Origin of the sequence: uncultured Polaribacter sp., from assembly GCF_947503855.1 — a bacterium.
Lineage (GTDB): Bacteria > Bacteroidota > Bacteroidia > Flavobacteriales > Flavobacteriaceae > Polaribacter.
The window spans coordinates 121,206-141,053 of record NZ_CANNFF010000001.1 but is presented as its reverse complement, the minus strand read 5'-3'; the positions used below and the strand labels follow the sequence as shown (position 1 = coordinate 141,053).

Below are 19,848 nucleotides of genomic sequence, written 5' to 3'. Positions count from 1 at the left end.
TAACAAAACCGTACCTAAAACCTAATAAAGAAAAGTTATATTATTTGATGTTTTTTACAAGCAACCAAGCATCTTCAGAAACCGTTCTTTTAATTTTATTTAAACTGTTTATAGCATCGTTTTTTTCTGCAAAACTATCGAAACAAACTTGAGTTAAGCCCCATTTGTTTACACCAATAATTTTAGCATTAAAGCCTTGTTTTTTTAGTTGTTGTATTTTTTTTTCAGCATTTTCTGGGTATTGAAAAGCGCCAGCAACAACATGAAAGGGTTTGGCATTTTTTTTGCTAACATTTAATTGTAAAGTTGGCAAAGGATTTTGAATCACAAAAGTAGCAGATTGTAGTTTTTTTTCTAATATTTTCTCTTGCTTTGCAAAGGTTTCTTTTTGCTTATTTTGTTGATAACCATTATAGCCAGCAATACCTAATGTTAATAAAATTGCAGCTGTAGCTGCGTATTTTATAAAAGAAGGCAGCGCTTTTTGGTTATTTTCATGTAAAGGTTTTACAGTGGTATTGTGTCTTTTTACTGCAGATGTTGCTATAGAAGACAAACCAAAAGAAGAAGTTAAATAATTAACTTCTGTAGTTGGTGTAAAAACAATTTTTTGTTCTTCGTTTAAAGAAAAAGTACCTAAATTATTTAGTTCTATGCTACCTCTTTGTAGTTTATTTTGCCAATTAATAACGCTTAAAGATATCGCTGCTGCTGCTTTTTCAAAAGAAATTTGTTCTGCAGAAGCAATATAATTAGCTAACAAACCATCATTGTGTTTTAAATGGTTGTTAAATGTAAGTTGTTTTGCAGGTGCATTAAATGTTTGGTTACTTGTATTAAAAGTTGCACCAATTCTGTTGGTTACAAAACCACCAAAATCAGGTATAATTACGCAATCGTATCTGTAAAGTAAATCGTTGATGTAGTTGGCTAAATTCATATAAACAAATATATAATTTTTGTCTACTTATTAAAGAATGTTCTCTAAATAATTATTAACAAAAATTTTATATATTGGTATTCAAATTGTTAGCTTTTGAACGAAGAAAAATTATTGGCTTTATTAAGATTGCAAAAAAGCAAAGCTATTGGAGATGTTTTAGCAAAGAAACTAATTGTAAATGTAGGAGATCCATTGCAAATATTTAAAGAAAAACCTGCAACTCTGACAAAAATTAATGGTATAGGAAACTATGTAATAAAACATCTTTTTGATGACAAAAATATTAAGTTAGCAACACAAGAGCTTGCGTATATTCAAAAAAATAATATTGCTTTTTCTTATTTTTTAGAAGATGATTATCCAATACATCTACAAAATTGTATAGATAGTCCAATTTTACTTTTTAAAGAGGGCAACATCAACTTAAAAAATAAAAACATAATTTCTATTGTGGGTTCAAGAAATTTAAGTTCTTATGGACGCGATTTTTGTAACAATTTAATAGAAGAATTGGCAACTTACAACCCAATAATTGTAAGTGGTTTTGCTTATGGTGCAGATATTTGTGCACACAAAGCAGCCATAAAAAACAACTTGCAAACTATTGCAGTTTTGGCACATGGTTTCGAGCAAATTTATCCTAAAGTGCATAAAAAATACATCCATCAAGTACATGAAAATGGTGGTTTTTTAACAGAGTTTTGGAGCGAAGAACAACCTTTAAGAGAAAATTTTTTAAAAAGAAACAGAATCGTTGCAGGCATTTCTAAAGCCACCATTATTATAGAGTCTGCAGAAAAAGGAGGTTCTTTAGTTACTGCAGATATTGCCAATTCTTACAATAGAGATGTTTTTGCAGTTCCTGGTAGAACTTCAGATATTTACAGTAAAGGGTGTAATAATTTAATTAAAAATAACAAAGCGCATTTATTAACCAATGCAAACGATATTATAAAAATGTTAAACTGGGATATTGCAGAAAAACCCAAACCCATTCAGAAACAGCTTTTTTTACATCTATCTGAAAACGAACAAAAAATACACGATTTATTACACGAAAAAGGGGCACAACTTTTAGATGCTATTTCTCTAGAATGCAGTATTCCTGTGTTTCAATTATCTTCAATTTTATTGCAAATGGAAATGAAAGGTTTGTTAAAACCTTTGCCAGGAAAAATGTTTGAATTGTTATAATTAAAAGTCAAAAATTAAAAGCATGAATTTTGAATTATAAAAAAGGAACTTTAATTATCAATATTTACAGAGTTAACTTTCGTAAACTTATTTCAACACAAAATCCTTAAAATATTCTTATTTTTGATGCAAATCAATAGAAAAGATGGCAGTAGAAAAGAAGTTGATGTCTAAAAAAAAACCAACATTTCCTATCAACGAAATGTTAGATGACTATCTAAAAAAATACAAGAGAAATACAAAAATCTCTATAGTTTACGACGATTTATTGCGTTTTCAAGGCTCTGTAGCTGTATTTGATAAAAACGATGAAGACACACTTTGGGTAAGAACTTATTATTCTGAATTTGACCGAGCAGAAATAGATGTAAGTTTAAAAAAAATATACACAAGGCTCCATTCAGATGGTAATGATGATGCCATTCCTTTTTTAAATGTAGATGCCATAGACTATTGTACCTTTGGTAATTCGAAACCTTTTAGAATAAAAATTAGAAACATTTTAAATGATAACTTTACCTATTTCTATGTAAAAAAAGCAGATGCTTCTCGTGTTTATGGTTTAGAGTTAGAGCATCTTTTGTCTCCTCATAATATGAACTTTCTAATCTATAAAGACACCTTAATAGAAGAACATATAGCAGGTGTTCCAGGAGACGATTTTATTAGAGATTTTCTGCCTAAATGTACTTCTTCAGAAAAATCTCAAATAGCTAAAGAATTTGTAAAATTTAAAGAACGTTGTATGGTACGTTTGTTAGGAGACATGCGCTCATACAACTATGTAGTTATACCCACACACGATTTTGACCAAATTATATACAAAATTAGAGCCATAGATTTTGATCAACAATCTTTTGAAGGCAACCTAAAAGTATACAACCTACAGTTTATGAAAGAAAATTTTAAGATGGTAGAAATGGTAAGTAAAAAACTACACAACAATTCTATCAACCAATATAAAATAGAAGAACGCTCTTACATGGCAAAAAGGATGATTACCTCACCAAGAAGAACAAGAAGGTTAATTAGATGTATGAAATCAGACACCATTTCTTACTCAGAAAACATCGCCTTGTTAAAAAAACATTTAATACAATATGTGGGCGATGTGAAATTTAAAGACTGTAAAAACATGGGCGAACTTTTAGAAACTATCCTAGCCTTTGTAAAGCGTAATTATTTAGATATTAGTAATAAAGAATTGTTTTAAACGTTATTACTATGCATTTTATTTAGAAGCTATTTCCAGCTTTCGCTACTCAATCTTTTTGCAGAAAAAGCAAAAAGGATTTCAAACAAATAGCTCAATCTGGGCTAAACTTGTTTGTTAGCTTTTGGCTGTAACTTTTTTAGTAGTTTTTTTAGGTTGTTATTATCAGACTAGACCACCCAGGTTTAAAAAAACTATGAGGTTTAAAAAGTTTATTTTTTACTTCTAACACTCTCAATAATAACGGTTAGTAATATCAAACTTCCACCAATAAAAGTAGAGCTACTTGGTATTTCATTTACAAAAATAAAGGCAATAATAATTCCAAAAATAGGCTGTACACTACTTATAATACTTGCTGTTGTTGCAGAAAAATATTGTAAAGAATTTACCATTAAAGTATGTCCAATAGCTGTAGTTAATAAAGCGACCAAAAGCAACCAAGGTAATTGACTTTCTATATTAGAATAATCGCTAAAAAATAAGGTAGGTAGCAACAAAACACTAATAATTACCATTTGATAAAACATAAGCATGCTGCCATTGTATTTTTTTACATCTTCCTTTACCATTAAATTTCTTAGTGCATAAAAGAAAGCAGATAAAATACCCAATAAGATTCCTTGTAAATAAGTGTTTTCTATAGAAAATTCTGGAATCAAATTATACACCCCTACAAGTACTAAAATAGCCATCAAAATATGTATCCTATCTACTTTTTTCTTGCTAAAAAAAGGTTCTATAAAAACTGTAATTATTGGATAGGTATAAATGGATAACATAGCCAATGCTACATTACTTAATTTTAAAGCGTAAAAATAAGTAACCCAATGTGCACCCATTAAAAATCCACCCATTAAAAAAGAGCGTTTATCTTTTGCCGAATTTATTTTAAAACTAATTTTTTGAACTCTACAAAAAATGTAAATAAAAATAGCGGCTAAAAATGCTCTACATAAAATAATAGCTTCTGCGGGCATTGCAATATACCTTCCTAAAACACCTGAGGTGCTTATAAAAAGGGTTCCTAAAAGTAAAACTGATAAATTTTTGGTATAGTTTTTTTGCATTTTTTTTCTATGTCTACTTTAGCGTAGTCCCAAGGTTAAAGGTTTAGGTGAAAATAGTTCTAGTTTTCGATTGAACTGATGATTACATTAAATTTTTTGTAAAACTTGTAAAGCTGTTTTTACAGCATCTATTTTTATAAATGTAATTAGTAAACGCAATCCGTTTTTGGTTTGCTTCTCTTTCATTACGCAACTCTTACTATTTTGTTGCACATATTTTAGCATTCTAGAAAAGGCTTCTGTTTGATAAAAATCGCTTTGTTGGTTAGACACAAAATAGCCAATCATTCTTTTTTGTTTTAATATAATTTTTTCTAAACCTAGTTCTTTTGCTAACCATTTTATTCTTACAGAGTCTAATAAATCTTCTACCTGTGTTGGTATTTCTCCAAATCTGTCTACAATTTCGCTTTCAAAAGTTTTTAATTCTTCATTGGTTTTTAAGTCAGATAATTTTTCATATAAACTCAACCTTTCTGTAACTGAATTTACATAATCATCTGGAAATAAAATTTCAAAATCGGTATCAATTTGCACCTCTTTTACAAACTCTTTGGGTTTAGAAGTGTCTGTTGGATAAAGTTCTTTAAACTCATTTTCTTTTAATTCTTCTATAGCCTCTTGCAATATTTTTTGATAGGTATCAAAACCAATATCATTAATAAAACCACTTTGTTCTCCACCCAATAAATCTCCAGCACCACGTATTTCTAAATCTTTCATGGCAATGTTAATTCCGCTACCTAAATCAGAAAATAAAACGAGTGCTTCAATACGTTTTCTGGCATCATCTGTCATCATATGATAGGGAGGCGTAATAAAATAACAGAACGCTTTTTTGTTAGAGCGCCCAACTCTTCCTCGCATTTGATGTAAATCAGACAAACCAAAATTATTGGCATTATTAATAAAAATGGTGTTGGCATTAGGTACATCTAAACCACTTTCTATAATGGTGGTAGATACCAAAACGTCAAAATCACCATTCATAAAACCAAGCATTAATTCCTCTAGTTTTTTGCCTTCCATTTGCCCATGACCAATACCAATTTTTGCAGAAGGCACTAACCTTTGCAACAAACCAGCTACTTCTTTTATGTTTTCTATTCGGTTATGAATAAAGAAAACTTGTCCTCCTCTAGAAATTTCGTAAGAAATGGCATCTCTAATCATTTCTTCGCCAAAACGAATTACATGACTTTCTATTGGGTGTCTGTTTGGTGGTGGGGTTTTTATAACAGATAAATCTCTAGCAGCCATTAAACTAAATTGCAACGTTCTTGGTATGGGTGTTGCCGTTAAGGTTAAGGTGTCTACATTTTCTTTTAAAGTTTTCAATTTATCTTTTACAGCAACTCCAAATTTTTGCTCTTCATCAATAATTAAAAGCCCTAAATCTTTAAATTTTATACGTTGATTTGTCAACTGATGTGTACCAATAATAATATCTACAGCACCACTATTTACACCATCAATTGCGGCTGTTTTTTGTTTGGTAGTTCTAAATCTATTTAGATAATCTATCTTAACAGGGAAATCTTTTAAACGTTCAGAAAACGTTTTGTAATGTTGAAAAGCTAAAATAGTTGTTGGTACTAAAATGGCTACTTGTTTTCCATTGTCAACCGCTTTAAATGCAGCTCTTACAGCAACTTCTGTTTTACCAAAACCCACATCGCCACAAACCAACCTGTCCATAGGTTGTTCTTTTTCCATATCTGTTTTTACATCTTGTGTAGCTGTAAATTGATCTGGCGTATCTTCATACATAAAACTACCTTCTAACTCATGCTGTATATGCGTATCTGGCCCAAAAGCAAAACCTTTTTGGAGTTTTCTTTTCGCATATAATTGAATTAAATTAAACGCAACATGTTTAACTCTAGCTTTGGTTTTTTGTTTTATTTTTTTCCAAGCACCAGAACCTAATTTATAAATTTTAGGTGCTTTTCCGTCCTTTCCATTAAATTTAGAAATTTTGTGCAAAGAGTGAATGCTTACATATAAAATATCACGTTCTCCATACACCAATTTTATGGCTTCTTGCTTTTTACCTTGCACATCAATTTTTTGCAAACCACCAAATTTTCCAATTCCATGATCCATGTGCGTTACGTAATCGCCAATTTCTAGTTTGTTTAATTCCTGGAGTGTAATGGCTTGTTTTTTTGCATAACCATTTTTTAATCGGAATTTATGGTAACGTTCAAAAATTTGATGATCTGTATAACAAACCATTTTATTATCTACATCAACAAAGCCTTGGTATAAAGGAAAAACAATAGTTTCATAATGAACTTGTTTTTCAGAATCATCAAAAATATCATGAAAACGTTTTGCTTGTTGTTCGTTTGCACAAAAAATATAATTGGTAAAACCAGCTTTATGGTATTCTTCTAAATTGTTTATTAATAAATTAAAATTTTTATTGAATGAGGGTTGTAGATTTGTATTAAAATCTAGAATTTTATTGGATGCTGTAACAACTTCTGAATGTGGATTAGCCTCAAAATTAACGATTGTAAAATCTTGTAACTGTTTTAAAATAAAATTACCATCGCAAAACAATTCGTTGGGTTTTGCGTGTTTTATTTCTTTAGATAAAGTTAAAAAAGCATCTTCTGCTTTTTTGTAAAACTTATCTAAATTACCCGTAAGTAAAGCTTGATTTTTTACAAATACGGCAGTTTTAGAAGAAATATATTTAAGAAAACTTTCTCTATTTTCTTCTAAAGTTTTATTTTCTACATTGGGCATTATAGAAACTTTTTTCAGTTTCTCTTTAGACAGTTGTGTTTCTACATCAAAAGTTCTAATACTGTCAATTTCATCACCAAAAAACTCTATTCTGTAGGGCTCATCGTTAGAAAAAGAAAACACATCTACAATACCACCTCTTACAGAAAAATCTCCTGGTTCTGTAACAAAATCTACTCGTTTAAATTTATATTCAAATAAAATTTCGTTTACAAAATCTAACGATAACTTTTCGCCAACAGTCACTTTTAAAGTACTTTTTTCTAGCTCTTTTTTGGTAACTACTTTTTCAAACAAAGCAGTTGGATAGGTAACAATTACAGCCGGTTTTTTTCTAGAGTTTATTCTATTTAAAACCTCAGAACGTAATAAAACATTGGCATTGTCTGTTTCTTCTATTTGATAAGGTCTTCTATAAGAACCGGGATAAAATAGTACGTTTTTATCGCCTAAAAGTTGTTCTAAATCGTTTAAATAATAGGCAGCTTCTTCTTTGTCATTAAAAATTAAAAGGTAAGGTTTGTCTGCTTTTTTAAAAGTTTCTGAGATCACAAAAGACAACGAAGATCCTGCCAAATTCTTAATTTGAAAATGGTTTTGTTCTTGTTGAAGTTGTGAATTTATCTGCGCTACTAACGCAGATTTTTGGTATTGATTTACAATATTCTGCTTACTCAACGTACTAAGTTTTGTGCAAATGTAACATGTATATTAATAAAAAGCAGAAAATAAAATGAATTTTCATTAGCGAATCGTAAAATAATATTTTTACAAATGTAATTATATTTTTAGTCTTATCTAAAAATATGTTTTCATTTAAATAAAAAGTATATATTTGTAGCACAATTTTTTTATAATGTTTACACTTTCTGAAGAGAATTATTTAAAAACAATCTATCATTTATCATTAGAAACTAGCAATGGTATAAGTACCAATGCAATTTCTAATCAATTACAAACCAAAGCCTCTTCTGTAACAGACATGATTAAAAAATTATCTGATAAAAAAGTATTGGCTTATAAAAAATATAAAGGGGTTACATTAACAGGTTTTGGTAAAAAAACAGCCGCAAATATTGTGAGAAAACACAGGTTGTGGGAAGTTTTTTTAGTAGAAAAATTAAATTTTTCTTGGGATGAAGTGCATGATGTTGCAGAGCAGTTAGAACATATTAAATCTCCTAAATTAATCCATCAGTTAGATAGTTTTTTAGGTTTTCCAACACATGATCCTCATGGAGATCCAATACCAGATGCAGATGGAAATTTAAAAACCATAGAAAAAAGTTTGCTATCTACTTTATTAAAAAATGAATGCGGAATTTGTGTAGGTGTAAATGATTCCTCATCAGAATTTTTACAATTTTTAGACAAAAAAGGCATCAAACTTGGTAAAAAAATAACAGTTTTAGACAAAGAAGAGTTTGATAATTCTCTATCAATTTTAATAGAAAATAAGAAGTTATCTATTTCTAATAAAATAGCAAACAATTTATACATTCAAAAATCATGAGTTTATTTAGTCAATTAGTCGAGTTTGGCAAAGAGCACCCAATTTTAGCAGCCTTATATGCATCGCTTTTTACCTGGGGTTTAACAGCAGCAGGAGCTGCTTTGGTATTTTTCTTTAAGAAAATGAACAGGGCTGTTTTAGATGGTATGCTAGGTTTTACTGGAGGTGTAATGGTTGCTGCAAGTTTTTGGAGTTTATTAGCGCCAGCTATAGAAAACAGTCCTGGAGAAGGTTTTGTAAAAGTATTGCCATCTGCCATTGGTTTTGCTTTAGGTGCCATTGCACTTTTTGGAATGGATAAAATTTTACCTCATTTACACATTAATTTTAAAGAAAATGAAAAAGAAGGTGTAAAAACAGATTTACATAGAACTACATTGTTAGTCTTAGCAATTACTTTACACAACATTCCAGAAGGTTTAGCTGTAGGTGTATTGTTTGGAGCTGCTTCTACTTTGGTGGGTGTAGAACAAGCAGAAATGATTATTGCGGCCATTTCTTTAGCAATTGGTATTGGAATTCAGAATTTTCCAGAAGGTTTTGCAGTAGCAATGCCTTTAAGAAGACAAGGTATGGCTAGATTTAAAAGTTTTTGGTATGGTCAACTATCTGCAATTGTAGAGCCAATTGCTGCAGTTTTAGGTGCCCTAGCAGTATCATTTTTTACACCAATTTTACCTTATGCTTTGGCGTTTGCAGCTGGTGCAATGATTTTTGTAGTTGTAGAAGAAGTAATACCAGAAACACAGAGAGACAAATACACAGATATTGCTACACTTGGTTTTATAGGTGGTTTTATTGTAATGATGTCTTTAGATGTAGGGTTAGGATAGTATCTAGTAAAAAAATAATCAGAAAGCCAAACAAAAACTGTTTGGCTTTTTGTATTTTGCAGTAAAAATAATTCTGTGCAAAAACAATCAACTTTTCAGGTTTACAATGCTTCTGCAGGAAGTGGTAAAACATTTACACTTGTAAAAGAGTATTTAAAAGTATTACTAACTACAGAAGATATTTTTGATTTTCAAAAAGTATTGGCAGTTACCTTTACCAACAAAGCAGCTGGCGAAATGAAAGAACGTGTGTTATATAATTTAGAAGAAATTTCTAATGGAAACACCACAGATATATATGCCAAAATTTTAGAAGAAACCACTTTAGATAAAGCAACTGTAAAAGAACGTAGTAAAAAAATACTAGAAGCTATCTTGCAAAATTATGCTGCTTTTTCGATAACTACTATAGATAGTTTTACGCATAAAGTCATCAAAAATTTTGCATATGATTTAGGGTTACCACTAAATTTTGAAGTAGAAATGGATGCTGTTTCTCTTTTAAACGAAGCTGTAGATGTTTTGCTTTCTAAAATTGGAACAGATAAAAAATTGACCAACTTGTTAATAGATTATTCTTTAGATAAAATAGATGATGACAAATCTTGGGATATTTCTAAAGATCTGAACAATTTTGCTAGAATTTTATTAAACGAAGATGATGTAAAACATTTTAGAGAATTAGCCGATAAAGAATTAGAAGACTTTTTCAGCCTAAAAAATAAATTGCAAGAAGCAAATGCTAAAATTGAGCAAGAGTATAAGATTTTATCTGATGAGGTTTTAAAGTTTATAGCAGATAATGGTATCGATAATTCAGATTTTAGTTATTCAGGCGAATATCCAAAACACTTTATAAAACTAGGTAACTTAAAATTTTTAAAAAGTAACGACTTAAAGTTTGATGGACGTTTAAACAAAACCATAGAAGAATCAAAAAATCTCTATGCGGCAAAAACTGACGCACAAATTAAAGATGTTATAGATGGTGTTTCAGAAAATCTTAAAGATTATTATTATCAATCTAAAGATTTATATAATAAAACATTTTCTAACTATTTATTAAATAAAATCACCTTAAAAAGCATTATACCTTTAGCAGTTTTAAATAATATAAATTCTGAGCTAAATACAATTAAAGAAGATAATAATATTCGGCTAAATGCAGAGTTTAATCAACTAATTTCAGATAATATTAAAGACCAACCAGCACCTTTTATCTACGAAAGGATTGGGCAACGTTTTCAGCATTATTTTATAGATGAAATGCAAGATACGTCTGTGTTGCAATGGCAAAATTTAATTCCGTTAATAGATAATGCCTTGGCGCAAGAAAACAGCAAATTACTCTTGGTTGGTGATGGTAAACAAGCCATTTATAGATGGCGAGGCGGAAAAGCAGAACAATTTATCGAGTTAGGTTCTGGAGAAAAAAATCCGTTTCAAGTAGCTAAAAACAAACAAAATTTAGAAACCAATTTTAGGAGTTTTTCAGAAATTATTAATTTTAATAATTCGTTTTTTCAGCATACTGCTAATTTTCTTCAAAATACTTCTTATAGGAATCTGTTTTTAGAAGGAAACACTCAATTAGAAAATACTAAAAAAGGAGGTTTTGTATCGTTGTCTTTTTTAGATAAAGAAGATGATAGAGAAGATGAGAAACTAAAATATCCAAGAAAAGTATTCGCACAAATAGACGCTTTAAAAGATGATTTTTATTTAAATGAAATTTGTGTTTTAACAAGAACAAAAAAAGACGGAATTGCACTAGCAGATTACCTTTCAGAGAAAGGTGTTTCTATTGTTTCGTCTGAAACTTTGTTACTTAATAACAATGCTACTATTAAGTTTATTATTAATATTCTAGAAATTATACAAAATGCAAACGACCAAGAAAAAAGGTTTGAAGTTTTATATTTTTTATATGATCATTTAAAGGTAAAAGAATCAAAAAGTGATTTTTTTAATAATTTTATCAAATATTCAAACACTGAAATTTTTACAGCATTAAAAACATTTGGAATATCTTTCGATTTTAAGGTTTTTCAGGCAATCCCTTTTTACGAAAAAATTGAAGAAATTATTAGAGGCTTTCATTTGGTAAACTCCTCAAATGCTTATATTCAGTTTTTTTTAGATGTTGTTTTAGAACAGCAAAGAAAAGCAACAGACATTGGAGATTTTTTAGATTTTTGGAATCTTAAAAAGGACAAATTAAGCATTGTGGCTTCAGAAAATTCAGATGCTGTTCAAATTATGACCATTCATAAATCTAAAGGATTAGAGTTTCCTGTTGTTATTTTTCCTTGTGATGTAGATATATATAATCAAATTAACCCCAAAGTATGGTTTAATAGTTTGCCAGACAATTATAATTTTAAAGAACTTTTAATCGACTTTAAAAAAGATATTTCATTAATAAATGAAAGAGGTTTAGAGCTTTATAATCTGCAAAGAGAAGAGTTAGAACTAGATAATTTTAACTTATTATATGTTGCATTAACTAGAGCTGTAGAGCAATTGTATGTGATTACAGAAAACAAAATTTCATCAAAAGGTGTAGAAAATTTAAATCATTATTCAGGTATTTTTATCAATTACTTAAAAGAGCAAAATCTTTGGCAAGAAAATCGTTTAGAATATACTTTTGGAGATGTTAAAAGAATAAAAAAGAAAGAAAAAGAAATATCTAGTACAGAAATTCACCAAAAATTTATTTCTACTCCTTGGCAAGAGCACCATATAGTTTTATTGGCAAGTGCCTCTAAATTATGGAATACAACTCAAGGAAAAGCTATCGATTTTGGAAATTTATTTCATGAAATTTTATCAAAAATATATATAAAATCAGATGTTGATAATGTTTTGAAACAATACCATCAGCAAGGTTTTATAAATGAGAATCAATTAAGTTTTTTAAAAGAATTAATAAATAGTCTTGTAAGTCATCCAAAACTAGCAAATTATTTTTCTAAGGATGTTACTGTTTTCAACGAAAGAGAAATTGTAGATGTAGACAATCAAATTATCATTCCAGATAGGTTGGTTTTTTCTGGTGATAATGTTGTAATTATAGATTACAAAACCGGAAATCCTTCTAAAGAACATCATCAACAACTATTAAAATACGAAAGAATACTAAAATCTATGGATTTTGAAGTGGAGAAAAAAATATTAATTTATCTAAATGATAAAATTGATATTGTTGAGGTTTAACTAAAGAAAATAAACTTTGTAACTTTGCATTTGTTAAATTGATAAAAAATGTACGGAAAAATTAAAGATACTTTAAAAAAACAACTTCAAGAAATTGAGGAAGCAGGTTTGTATAAATCTGAAAGAATTATTACATCTTCACAAGATGCAGTTATTAAAATTTCTACAGGAGAAGAAGTAATTAATTTTTGTGCCAATAATTATTTAGGGTTATCTAATCATCCAGAAGTTATTCAAGCTGCAAAAGACACTTTAGATTCACATGGTTTTGGTATGTCCTCAGTTCGTTTTATTTGTGGTACACAAGATATTCATAAACAATTAGAACAAAAAATTGCCAACTTTTATACTACAGAAGATACCATTTTGTATGCGGCTTGTTTTGATGCCAATGGGGGTGTTTTTGAACCACTTTTAACAAAAGAAGATGCTATAATTTCAGATAGTTTAAATCATGCTTCAATAATAGATGGGGTTCGTCTTTGTAAGTCTGCACGTTATCGTTATAATAATAACGATATGACTTCTTTAGAAGAACAGTTAATTGAAGCCAATAAACAAAATCATCGATTTAAAATTATTGTTACAGATGGAGTTTTTTCTATGGATGGAATTGTAGCAAAACTAGATGAAATTTGTGATTTAGCAGACAAATATGATGCTTTGGTAATGGTAGATGAATGTCATGCAACAGGTTTTATTGGTAAAACAGGTCGTGGAACTGTAGAATTAAAAAATGTAATGGATCGAGTAGATATCGTAACAGGGACCTTAGGAAAAGCTCTAGGTGGTGCTATGGGTGGTTATACTACTGGTAAGAAAGAAATTATAGAAATTCTAAGACAACGTTCTAGACCTTATTTATTTTCTAATTCTTTAGCACCTGCAATTGTTGGGGCTTCTCTAAAAGTATTTGATTTAATAGCAAATGATACAACTTTACGAGATAAATTAGAATGGAATACAAACTACTTTAGAACAGAAATGGAAAAAGCAGGTTTCGATTTAGTTGGGGCAGATGCTGCTATTGTGCCGGTTATGTTATATGATGCAAAACTCTCTCAAACTATGGCAAATAAACTCTTAAATGAAGGTATTTATGTAATAGGTTTCTTTTTTCCGGTGGTTCCTAAAGAAAAAGCAAGAATACGAGTACAACTTTCTGCAGCACATAATAAAGCACATTTAGATAAAGCTATAAACGCTTTTATCAAAGTAGGAAAAGAATTAAAAATAATATAAGAACTGTAAAATTTGTGTTTTTTTTTAACTTTTTGTAGATTTGATTTTGCAGATAAGTTTTAACAACTTACTTTTGCCTTTAAAATAACAAACTTTTAATTTAAAAATTTGATAATGAAACGATTAAAATTAGCTGTGATAGCTTTGTTTGCGTTGGTAACAATTAGCAACGTAAATGCACAAGATGAAAACAACCCATTCGCTGTAGGCTTTGGTGTTAATGCTGTGGACTTTATTTTTACTTCTGTTACAGATGGAGACCACTTTAATGATTTACTAGGGGCTGATGAAGACTGGAATGTATTACCTTCTATTTCTAGAATCTCTGCTGAGAAATACTTAGAAAAAGGTTTTTCTTTACAACTTGCAGGATCTTTAAACAAAATTGAAACAGTTAGAAATGTAAATGATTCAGATTTTTTATACTGGGCTTTGGATGCATCAGTTAAATATGATGTAAACAGATTAATTGGTGAGACAGCTTGGTTCGATCCTTATGTTCATTTAGGAGGAGCTTATGTTTCTGTTGACTCTGAAGGAGCAGGAATGCTAACTTTTGGAGCAGGTGCTAATTTTTGGTTTAACGAAAATTTAGGTTTAAATTTTCATACAGGAGCTAGACATGGTTTTGATGACATAGTTCAAGATCATTGGCAACACTCATTAGGTTTAGTTATAAAATTTGGTGGAAAAGATACTGATGGAGATGGAATATACGATAAATTTGATGCTTGTCCAGAGGTTGCAGGATTAGAAGAATTCAATGGTTGTCCAGATGCTGATGGCGATGGAATCAAAGATTCTGATGATGCTTGTCCTAATGTTGCAGGTTTAGCCGCTATGAACGGTTGTCCAGATGCTGATGGAGACGGTGTTGCTGATAAGGATGACATGTGTCCAAATGAAAAAGGAACTAAAGCTAACAAAGGTTGTCCAGATTCAGATGGAGATGGAGTAATCAATAAAAATGATAAATGTGCTAACGAAGCAGGTCCAGTTGCAAATGGAGGTTGCCCATGGCCAGATACTGATGGAGATGGAGTGTTAGACAAAGATGATAAATGTGTTAACGAAGCAGGAGTTGCGTCTAACAACGGATGTCCTGCACCAGTTATTACTAAGGAAGCTGAAGCATCTTTAGAAAATTATTCTAAAGCAATTTTATTTAACTTAGATAAAACTTCTTTCAAACCAGGGGTTACTTCAAAATTAGATGAAATAAGTAAAGTAATGAACAACAACCCTAATGCTACATTTATAATAGAAGGCCATACTGATAGTTTAGGTTCTGCACCATTAAACTTAAGAATCTCAGAAAAAAGAGCAATTGCTGTAAGAGATTATTTAGTTAAAAAAGGAGTAGATGCTACAAGATTAGAAGCTATTGGTCATGGAGAAGGACAACCAATTGCAGATAATAAATTTAGAGCTGGTAGAGCTCAAAATAGAAGAGCTGTTATTAAAGTATCTAACAAGAAATAGTTTTAATAATATATTAAATAAAAACCTCACCAATTCGGTGAGGTTTTTTTATGAATTTATATTACAGTTTATATAAAAAAAACTTTTTTAAATTCAATCAAAAGAATTAACTTTGCAAGCTGAAAATGAGATGCTAAATCTCAAAATACAAATAATAATTATAATTAGATACAGATGTCTACAACAACAGGAAAAGTTTCTCAAATTATTGGCCCAGTAATTGATGTTGAATTCAATACAGAAAATGAGCTTCCTAAAATCTATGATTCATTAGAAATTAAAAAAGCTGACGGTTCTACATTAGTATTAGAAGTACAACAACATATTGGAGAAGATACAGTAAGAACCATTTCTATGGATGCTACTGACGGTCTTAGTAGAGGAGCAGAAGTAATTGCTACAGGGAATCCTATTCAAATGCCTATAGGTAACGATATCTATGGTCGTTTATTTAATGTAACTGGAGATGCAATTGATGGTTTAGGAAACTTAAAAAAAGAAGGTAAAGATGGTTTACCAATTCATAGATCTGCACCAAAATTTGAAGATTTATCTGTTTCTACAGAAGTTTTATTTACAGGTATTAAAGTAATTGACTTAATTGAACCATATGCAAAAGGTGGTAAAATTGGTTTATTTGGTGGAGCAGGAGTAGGTAAAACAGTTTTAATACAAGAATTAATTAACAACATTGCAAAAGGACATGGTGGTTTATCAGTTTTTGCAGGTGTTGGAGAAAGAACTCGTGAAGGAAATGACTTACTTCGTGAAATGTTAGAATCGGGTATTATAAAATACGGAGATGATTTTATGCATTCTATGGAAGAAGGTGGATGGGACTTGTCTAAAGTAGACAAACCTGGTATGAAAGACTCTAAAGCAACATTTGTTTTTGGTCAAATGAACGAACCTCCTGGAGCACGTGCAAGAGTTGCATTATCTGGTTTAACAATTGCAGAATATTTTAGAGATGGAGCAGGAGACGCTCAAGGTAAAGATGTATTATTTTTCGTAGATAATATCTTTAGATTTACTCAAGCTGGTTCTGAGGTGTCTGCCTTATTAGGGCGTATGCCTTCTGCAGTAGGTTATCAACCAACTTTAGCAACAGAAATGGGTGCAATGCAAGAGCGTATTACATCAACTAAAAAAGGTTCTATTACTTCTGTACAAGCAGTATATGTTCCTGCAGATGATTTAACTGACCCTGCACCAGCAACAACATTTGCTCACTTAGACGCAACAACAGTATTGTCTCGTAAAATTGCAGAATTAGGTATTTATCCAGCAGTAGATCCATTAGATTCTACTTCTAGAATTTTAACTGCAGATATTTTAGGTGATGAGCACTACAACTGTGCACAAAGAGTAAAAGAAATTTTACAACGTTATAAAGAATTACAAGATATTATTGCTATTTTAGGTATGGAAGAATTATCTGAAGAAGATAAATTAGTAGTACATAGAGCAAGACGTGTTCAACGTTTCTTATCTCAACCATTCCACGTAGCAGAACAATTTACAGGTATACCTGGTGTTCTAGTAGATATTAAAGATACTATTAAAGGCTTTAATATGATTATGGATGGTGAATTAGATAAATATCCTGAAGCAGCATTTAACTTAAGAGGTTCAATTCAAGATGCAATTGATGCTGGAGAAAAAATGTTAGCAGAAGCATAAACAAGTTTTAAGTTTTAAGTTTCAAGTTATAAATAATAACGAAAGACTAAAAGCTAAAAACTAAAAACTAAATAAATATGTTTTTAGAAATAGTTACACCAGAAGCTATATTATTTTCATCAGAGGTAGATTCTTTTACTGCTCCTGGTACTAATGGTGAGTTTCAAATATTAAATAATCACGCACCTATTGTTGCTAATTTAACTGAAGGTCGTATTGCTATAAAAGCAGCTAACGTTGTTTTAGATGATAAGTTTAAAGAAAAGTTTGAAACTATGAGTGATAAATTAGTTATAAAAATTAACTCTGGTACTTTAGAATTAAATGATAATAAAGCAATGATACTAGCTGACTAATACCTAGCTAACAAAGCATTCAATAACTAAAAAACCTCAAAACAATTTGTTTTGAGGTTTTTTAGTTTCAAGAAAAATATTTTACTTTTAGAAAGTATTATTTGACTTTCCCTATTGAATACTAAACTAAATAATTCATATCCCAAAAAAAATAGTTGGTTGTTGTGATGTTTTATTTACCAAACTAAATAAAAAAAAATGCGTAACTTTGGTGATGTATGCCTATTAAAAATAAGATATATACTCCGTAAAAATATTGTAAATTTGTGCCATGGAAGAAACAAACAGACAGCGTAAAATTGCAGGAGTTTTACAAAAAGACTTGGTAGATGTGTTGCAAAAAGCAGCACAAGATGGAATGAAAGGAGTAATTATCTCTGTTTCTAAAGTACATGTAACCTCAGATTTAGGAGTTGCAAAAGTATATTTAAGCATTTTTCCATCAGAAAAAAGAGACGAAATTATTACAGGAGTACAATCAAATACGCCTTTAATTCGTCATGAAATGGCAAAAAGAACCAAAAACCAATTACGTAGAATGCCAGAGTTATTATTTTTTGGCGATGATACGTTAGATTATATCGAAGAAATAGATCAATCTTTAAAAGGTAAAGACGCAGACCCAATTAAAAACCCAGAGGTATTACCAAAACGTCAAAAAAGATAGTTTTATAAGTATCTAAAGAAAACAATATGAAGAGTTTTCCCTTTTACATTGCTAAAAGATACTTGTTTTCAAAAACTAGCAATAATGCTATCAATATTATAACAATTATTTCTTCCTTTGGTGTCATTGTAGGCTCTTTAGCCTTGTTTATTATTCTATCTGGTTTTTCTGGTTTAAGAACTTTTAGTTACAATTTATTAGATGTTTCTGACCCAGATATTAAAATTACATCACAAAAAGGAAAATCTTTTTTTATTACTCAAGCACTTTCTGAGATACTTTTAAGCAATACTTCTATACAAGAAACCACAAAAGTTATTGAAGAACGTGTTTTTTTAGAATACAAAGAAAAAACAGAAATTGCTTACATAAAAGGTGTTGAAGATAATTATACACAAATCTCTAAATTAGATTCTGCACTGTATGTAGGTTCGTGGTTGTATCAAGATTTTAGCAATACAGCTGTCATTGGTAGAGGCATTTCTAATAAACTTTCTTTAGGAACCCTTAATTATGGAGAGCCTTTAAAAATAATGGTTCCAAAACCTGGTAAAGGTTTTATAAACCTTAGAAATCCGTTTTATAAAATAAACGTACAAATTGTAGGTATTTATTCTGGTACAGAAGATTTTGAGGGTAAATTTGTGTTTACATCTCTAGTGGAAGCTAAAAAATTACTCCGTTTTAAAAATAATCAAGTTACTGCTATAGAGGTAAAATTAAAAGATATTTCCAAAGCAAACCAGGTAGCAGAACAATTATCAAAAGAGTTAGGTGATAGTTACAAAGTACAAACCAAAGCACAGTTAAACGAAGTTTTTTACAAGGTAATTAATACCGAAAATTTTGTTTCTTATTTAATATTTACACTTATTGTCATTATAGCATTATTCAATGTAATTGGTGCCATTATTATGATGATAATCGATAAAAAACACAACCTAAAAACACTCTATAACTTAGGAACCACTATAAAAGAGATAAAAAAAATATTTGTTTTACAAGGTTTTTTACTAACCTTTATTGGTATGTGTATAGGTTTATTTCTAGGGATAGTTTTAGTACTATTACAACAAAAATTTAGTTTGTTTATGATTGTACCAGATTTAGCCTATCCTGTAGAGTTAAGATTCACCAACTTTTTAATCGTGTTTTTAACAATTACTTTATTAGGATATATTGCAGCTAAAATTGCTAGTAGTAGAATTTCTAAAAGTTTTGTAGAAAAGTAATACCAATTCTGTATTCAATTTCAATACAGAATTGATACAACTATACATAATTACATATAAGGCTTAAGAACGCCTTTTCTTTTTTTCAATTGTTTTTCTAAATCGCTAATGGTGTGTTTTACAGCTAATTCGTAATTTTTTTCGTTAGATGATGCAAAAATTCTAGGACCAGCAAGACTTAATTCCATTTCGCAAATTCTGCCTAATTTTTTAGGTGAATTTTCTCTTTTAAAAAATACAGTAACATTAATAATGTCTTCGTATTTTTTTTCTAAATTTTCCAATTTTCCTTGGGTGTAAGTTTCTAAAGATTCACTAGTTGGTATGTTTACAAATTGAATAGCTACTTTCATAATTCTCGATTTTTAAATTATACATTTAAAAGTAGTTAATATTCGAGCCTAAAGAAATGATAAATATCAGCCTTTTAGAGAAAACTGAATA

15 protein-coding genes are annotated in these 19,848 nt (G+C 29.8%); 11 read left to right on the top strand and 4 right to left on the bottom strand.

Annotated features, from left to right (window positions below; translation table 11 throughout):
* Window positions 1-40: 40 nt before the first annotated feature.
* Window positions 41-940, bottom strand: a complete 900-nt coding sequence (locus tag Q0662_RS00520) for an SPOR domain-containing protein (protein ID WP_298945975.1) — start codon at window positions 938-940, stop codon at window positions 41-43.
* Between the two features lie 96 nt (window positions 941-1,036).
* Here Q0662_RS00520 and dprA point away from each other — a divergent pair, with 96 nt between their 5' ends.
* Complete coding sequence (gene dprA, locus Q0662_RS00515) at window positions 1,037-2,137, top strand: DNA-processing protein DprA (RefSeq protein ID WP_298945970.1); 1,101 nt, start codon at window positions 1,037-1,039, stop codon at window positions 2,135-2,137.
* Window positions 2,138-2,282: 145 nt separating this feature from the next.
* Window positions 2,283-3,350 carry a hypothetical protein gene (locus Q0662_RS00510; RefSeq protein WP_298945968.1) on the top strand — a complete coding sequence of 356 codons (1,068 nt, stop codon included), beginning with the start codon at window positions 2,283-2,285 and terminating at the stop codon, window positions 3,348-3,350.
* A 212-nt stretch (window positions 3,351-3,562) separates the two neighbouring features.
* Here Q0662_RS00510 and Q0662_RS00505 read toward each other — a convergent pair whose 3' ends face one another.
* Both Q0662_RS00505 and mfd read right to left on the bottom strand, forming a co-directional pair.
* Window positions 3,563-4,420 (bottom strand): EamA family transporter, encoded by an 858-nt coding sequence (locus tag Q0662_RS00505; protein ID WP_298945966.1) that lies wholly within the window; start codon window positions 4,418-4,420, stop codon window positions 3,563-3,565.
* Between the two features lie 87 nt (window positions 4,421-4,507).
* Window positions 4,508-7,855, bottom strand: a complete 3,348-nt coding sequence (gene mfd, locus Q0662_RS00500; protein WP_298945964.1) for a transcription-repair coupling factor — start codon at window positions 7,853-7,855, stop codon at window positions 4,508-4,510.
* 178 nt (window positions 7,856-8,033) lie between these two features.
* Here mfd and Q0662_RS00495 point away from each other — a divergent pair, with 178 nt between their 5' ends.
* The 9 genes from Q0662_RS00495 (at window position 8,034) to Q0662_RS00455 (ending at window position 19,404) form a co-directional block, all read left to right on the top strand.
* Window positions 8,034-8,690: a metal-dependent transcriptional regulator gene (locus tag Q0662_RS00495; RefSeq protein ID WP_298945961.1), complete on the top strand. Its 657-nt coding sequence runs from the start codon at window positions 8,034-8,036 to the stop codon at window positions 8,688-8,690.
* Window positions 8,687-9,523: a ZIP family metal transporter gene (locus tag Q0662_RS00490; protein WP_298945959.1), complete on the top strand. Its 837-nt coding sequence runs from the start codon at window positions 8,687-8,689 to the stop codon at window positions 9,521-9,523. The genes Q0662_RS00495 and Q0662_RS00490 overlap by 4 nt, the downstream gene beginning before the upstream one ends.
* Window positions 9,524-9,598: 75 nt before the next feature.
* Window positions 9,599-12,742 (top strand): exodeoxyribonuclease V subunit beta, encoded by a 3,144-nt coding sequence (locus Q0662_RS00485; protein ID WP_298945957.1) that lies wholly within the window; start codon window positions 9,599-9,601, stop codon window positions 12,740-12,742.
* Between the two features lie 48 nt (window positions 12,743-12,790).
* Window positions 12,791-13,984: a glycine C-acetyltransferase gene (kbl, locus tag Q0662_RS00480; protein ID WP_298945955.1), complete on the top strand. Its 1,194-nt coding sequence runs from the start codon at window positions 12,791-12,793 to the stop codon at window positions 13,982-13,984.
* A 114-nt stretch (window positions 13,985-14,098) separates the two neighbouring features.
* Window positions 14,099-15,466, top strand: a complete 1,368-nt coding sequence (locus tag Q0662_RS00475; protein WP_298945953.1) for an OmpA family protein — start codon at window positions 14,099-14,101, stop codon at window positions 15,464-15,466.
* Between the two features lie 174 nt (window positions 15,467-15,640).
* Complete coding sequence (gene atpD / locus Q0662_RS00470) at window positions 15,641-17,149, top strand: F0F1 ATP synthase subunit beta (protein WP_298945950.1); 1,509 nt, start codon at window positions 15,641-15,643, stop codon at window positions 17,147-17,149.
* Between the two features lie 77 nt (window positions 17,150-17,226).
* Entirely contained in the window at window positions 17,227-17,505 is a 279-nt protein-coding gene (locus Q0662_RS00465) for a hypothetical protein (protein WP_298945948.1), read from the top strand.
* Between the two features lie 271 nt (window positions 17,506-17,776).
* Entirely contained in the window at window positions 17,777-18,172 is a 396-nt protein-coding gene (rbfA, locus tag Q0662_RS00460; protein WP_298945946.1) for a 30S ribosome-binding factor RbfA, read from the top strand.
* A 26-nt stretch (window positions 18,173-18,198) separates the two neighbouring features.
* The gene (locus Q0662_RS00455) at window positions 18,199-19,404 is read left to right on the top strand and encodes an FtsX-like permease family protein (protein WP_298945944.1); all 1,206 of its coding nucleotides are present in this window, start codon (window positions 18,199-18,201) and stop codon (window positions 19,402-19,404) included.
* Window positions 19,405-19,454: 50 nt separating this feature from the next.
* On the opposite strand, the gene Q0662_RS00450 is transcribed toward Q0662_RS00455, so the two are convergent.
* The gene (locus Q0662_RS00450) at window positions 19,455-19,757 is read right to left on the bottom strand and encodes an HPF/RaiA family ribosome-associated protein (protein ID WP_298945942.1); all 303 of its coding nucleotides are present in this window, start codon (window positions 19,755-19,757) and stop codon (window positions 19,455-19,457) included.
* Window positions 19,758-19,848: the final 91 nt, after the last annotated feature.

Coding starts and splice junctions, on each gene's coding strand:
- Q0662_RS00490 (WP_298945959.1), top strand. CDS start 8,687: ATGAGTTTATTTAGTCAATTAGTCGAGTTTGGCAAAGAGCACCCAATT.
- Q0662_RS00455 (WP_298945944.1), top strand. CDS start 18,199: ATGAAGAGTTTTCCCTTTTACATTGCTAAAAGATACTTGTTTTCAAAA.
- Q0662_RS00465 (WP_298945948.1), top strand. CDS start 17,227: ATGTTTTTAGAAATAGTTACACCAGAAGCTATATTATTTTCATCAGAG.
- Q0662_RS00450 (WP_298945942.1), bottom strand. CDS start 19,757: ATGAAAGTAGCTATTCAATTTGTAAACATACCAACTAGTGAATCTTTA.
- Q0662_RS00520 (WP_298945975.1), bottom strand. CDS start 940: ATGAATTTAGCCAACTACATCAACGATTTACTTTACAGATACGATTGC.
- Q0662_RS00505 (WP_298945966.1), bottom strand. CDS start 4,420: ATGCAAAAAAACTATACCAAAAATTTATCAGTTTTACTTTTAGGAACC.
- rbfA (WP_298945946.1), top strand. CDS start 17,777: ATGGAAGAAACAAACAGACAGCGTAAAATTGCAGGAGTTTTACAAAAA.
- kbl (WP_298945955.1), top strand. CDS start 12,791: ATGTACGGAAAAATTAAAGATACTTTAAAAAAACAACTTCAAGAAATT.
- Q0662_RS00510 (WP_298945968.1), top strand. CDS start 2,283: ATGGCAGTAGAAAAGAAGTTGATGTCTAAAAAAAAACCAACATTTCCT.
- atpD (WP_298945950.1), top strand. CDS start 15,641: ATGTCTACAACAACAGGAAAAGTTTCTCAAATTATTGGCCCAGTAATT.
- Q0662_RS00495 (WP_298945961.1), top strand. CDS start 8,034: ATGTTTACACTTTCTGAAGAGAATTATTTAAAAACAATCTATCATTTA.
- Q0662_RS00475 (WP_298945953.1), top strand. CDS start 14,099: ATGAAACGATTAAAATTAGCTGTGATAGCTTTGTTTGCGTTGGTAACA.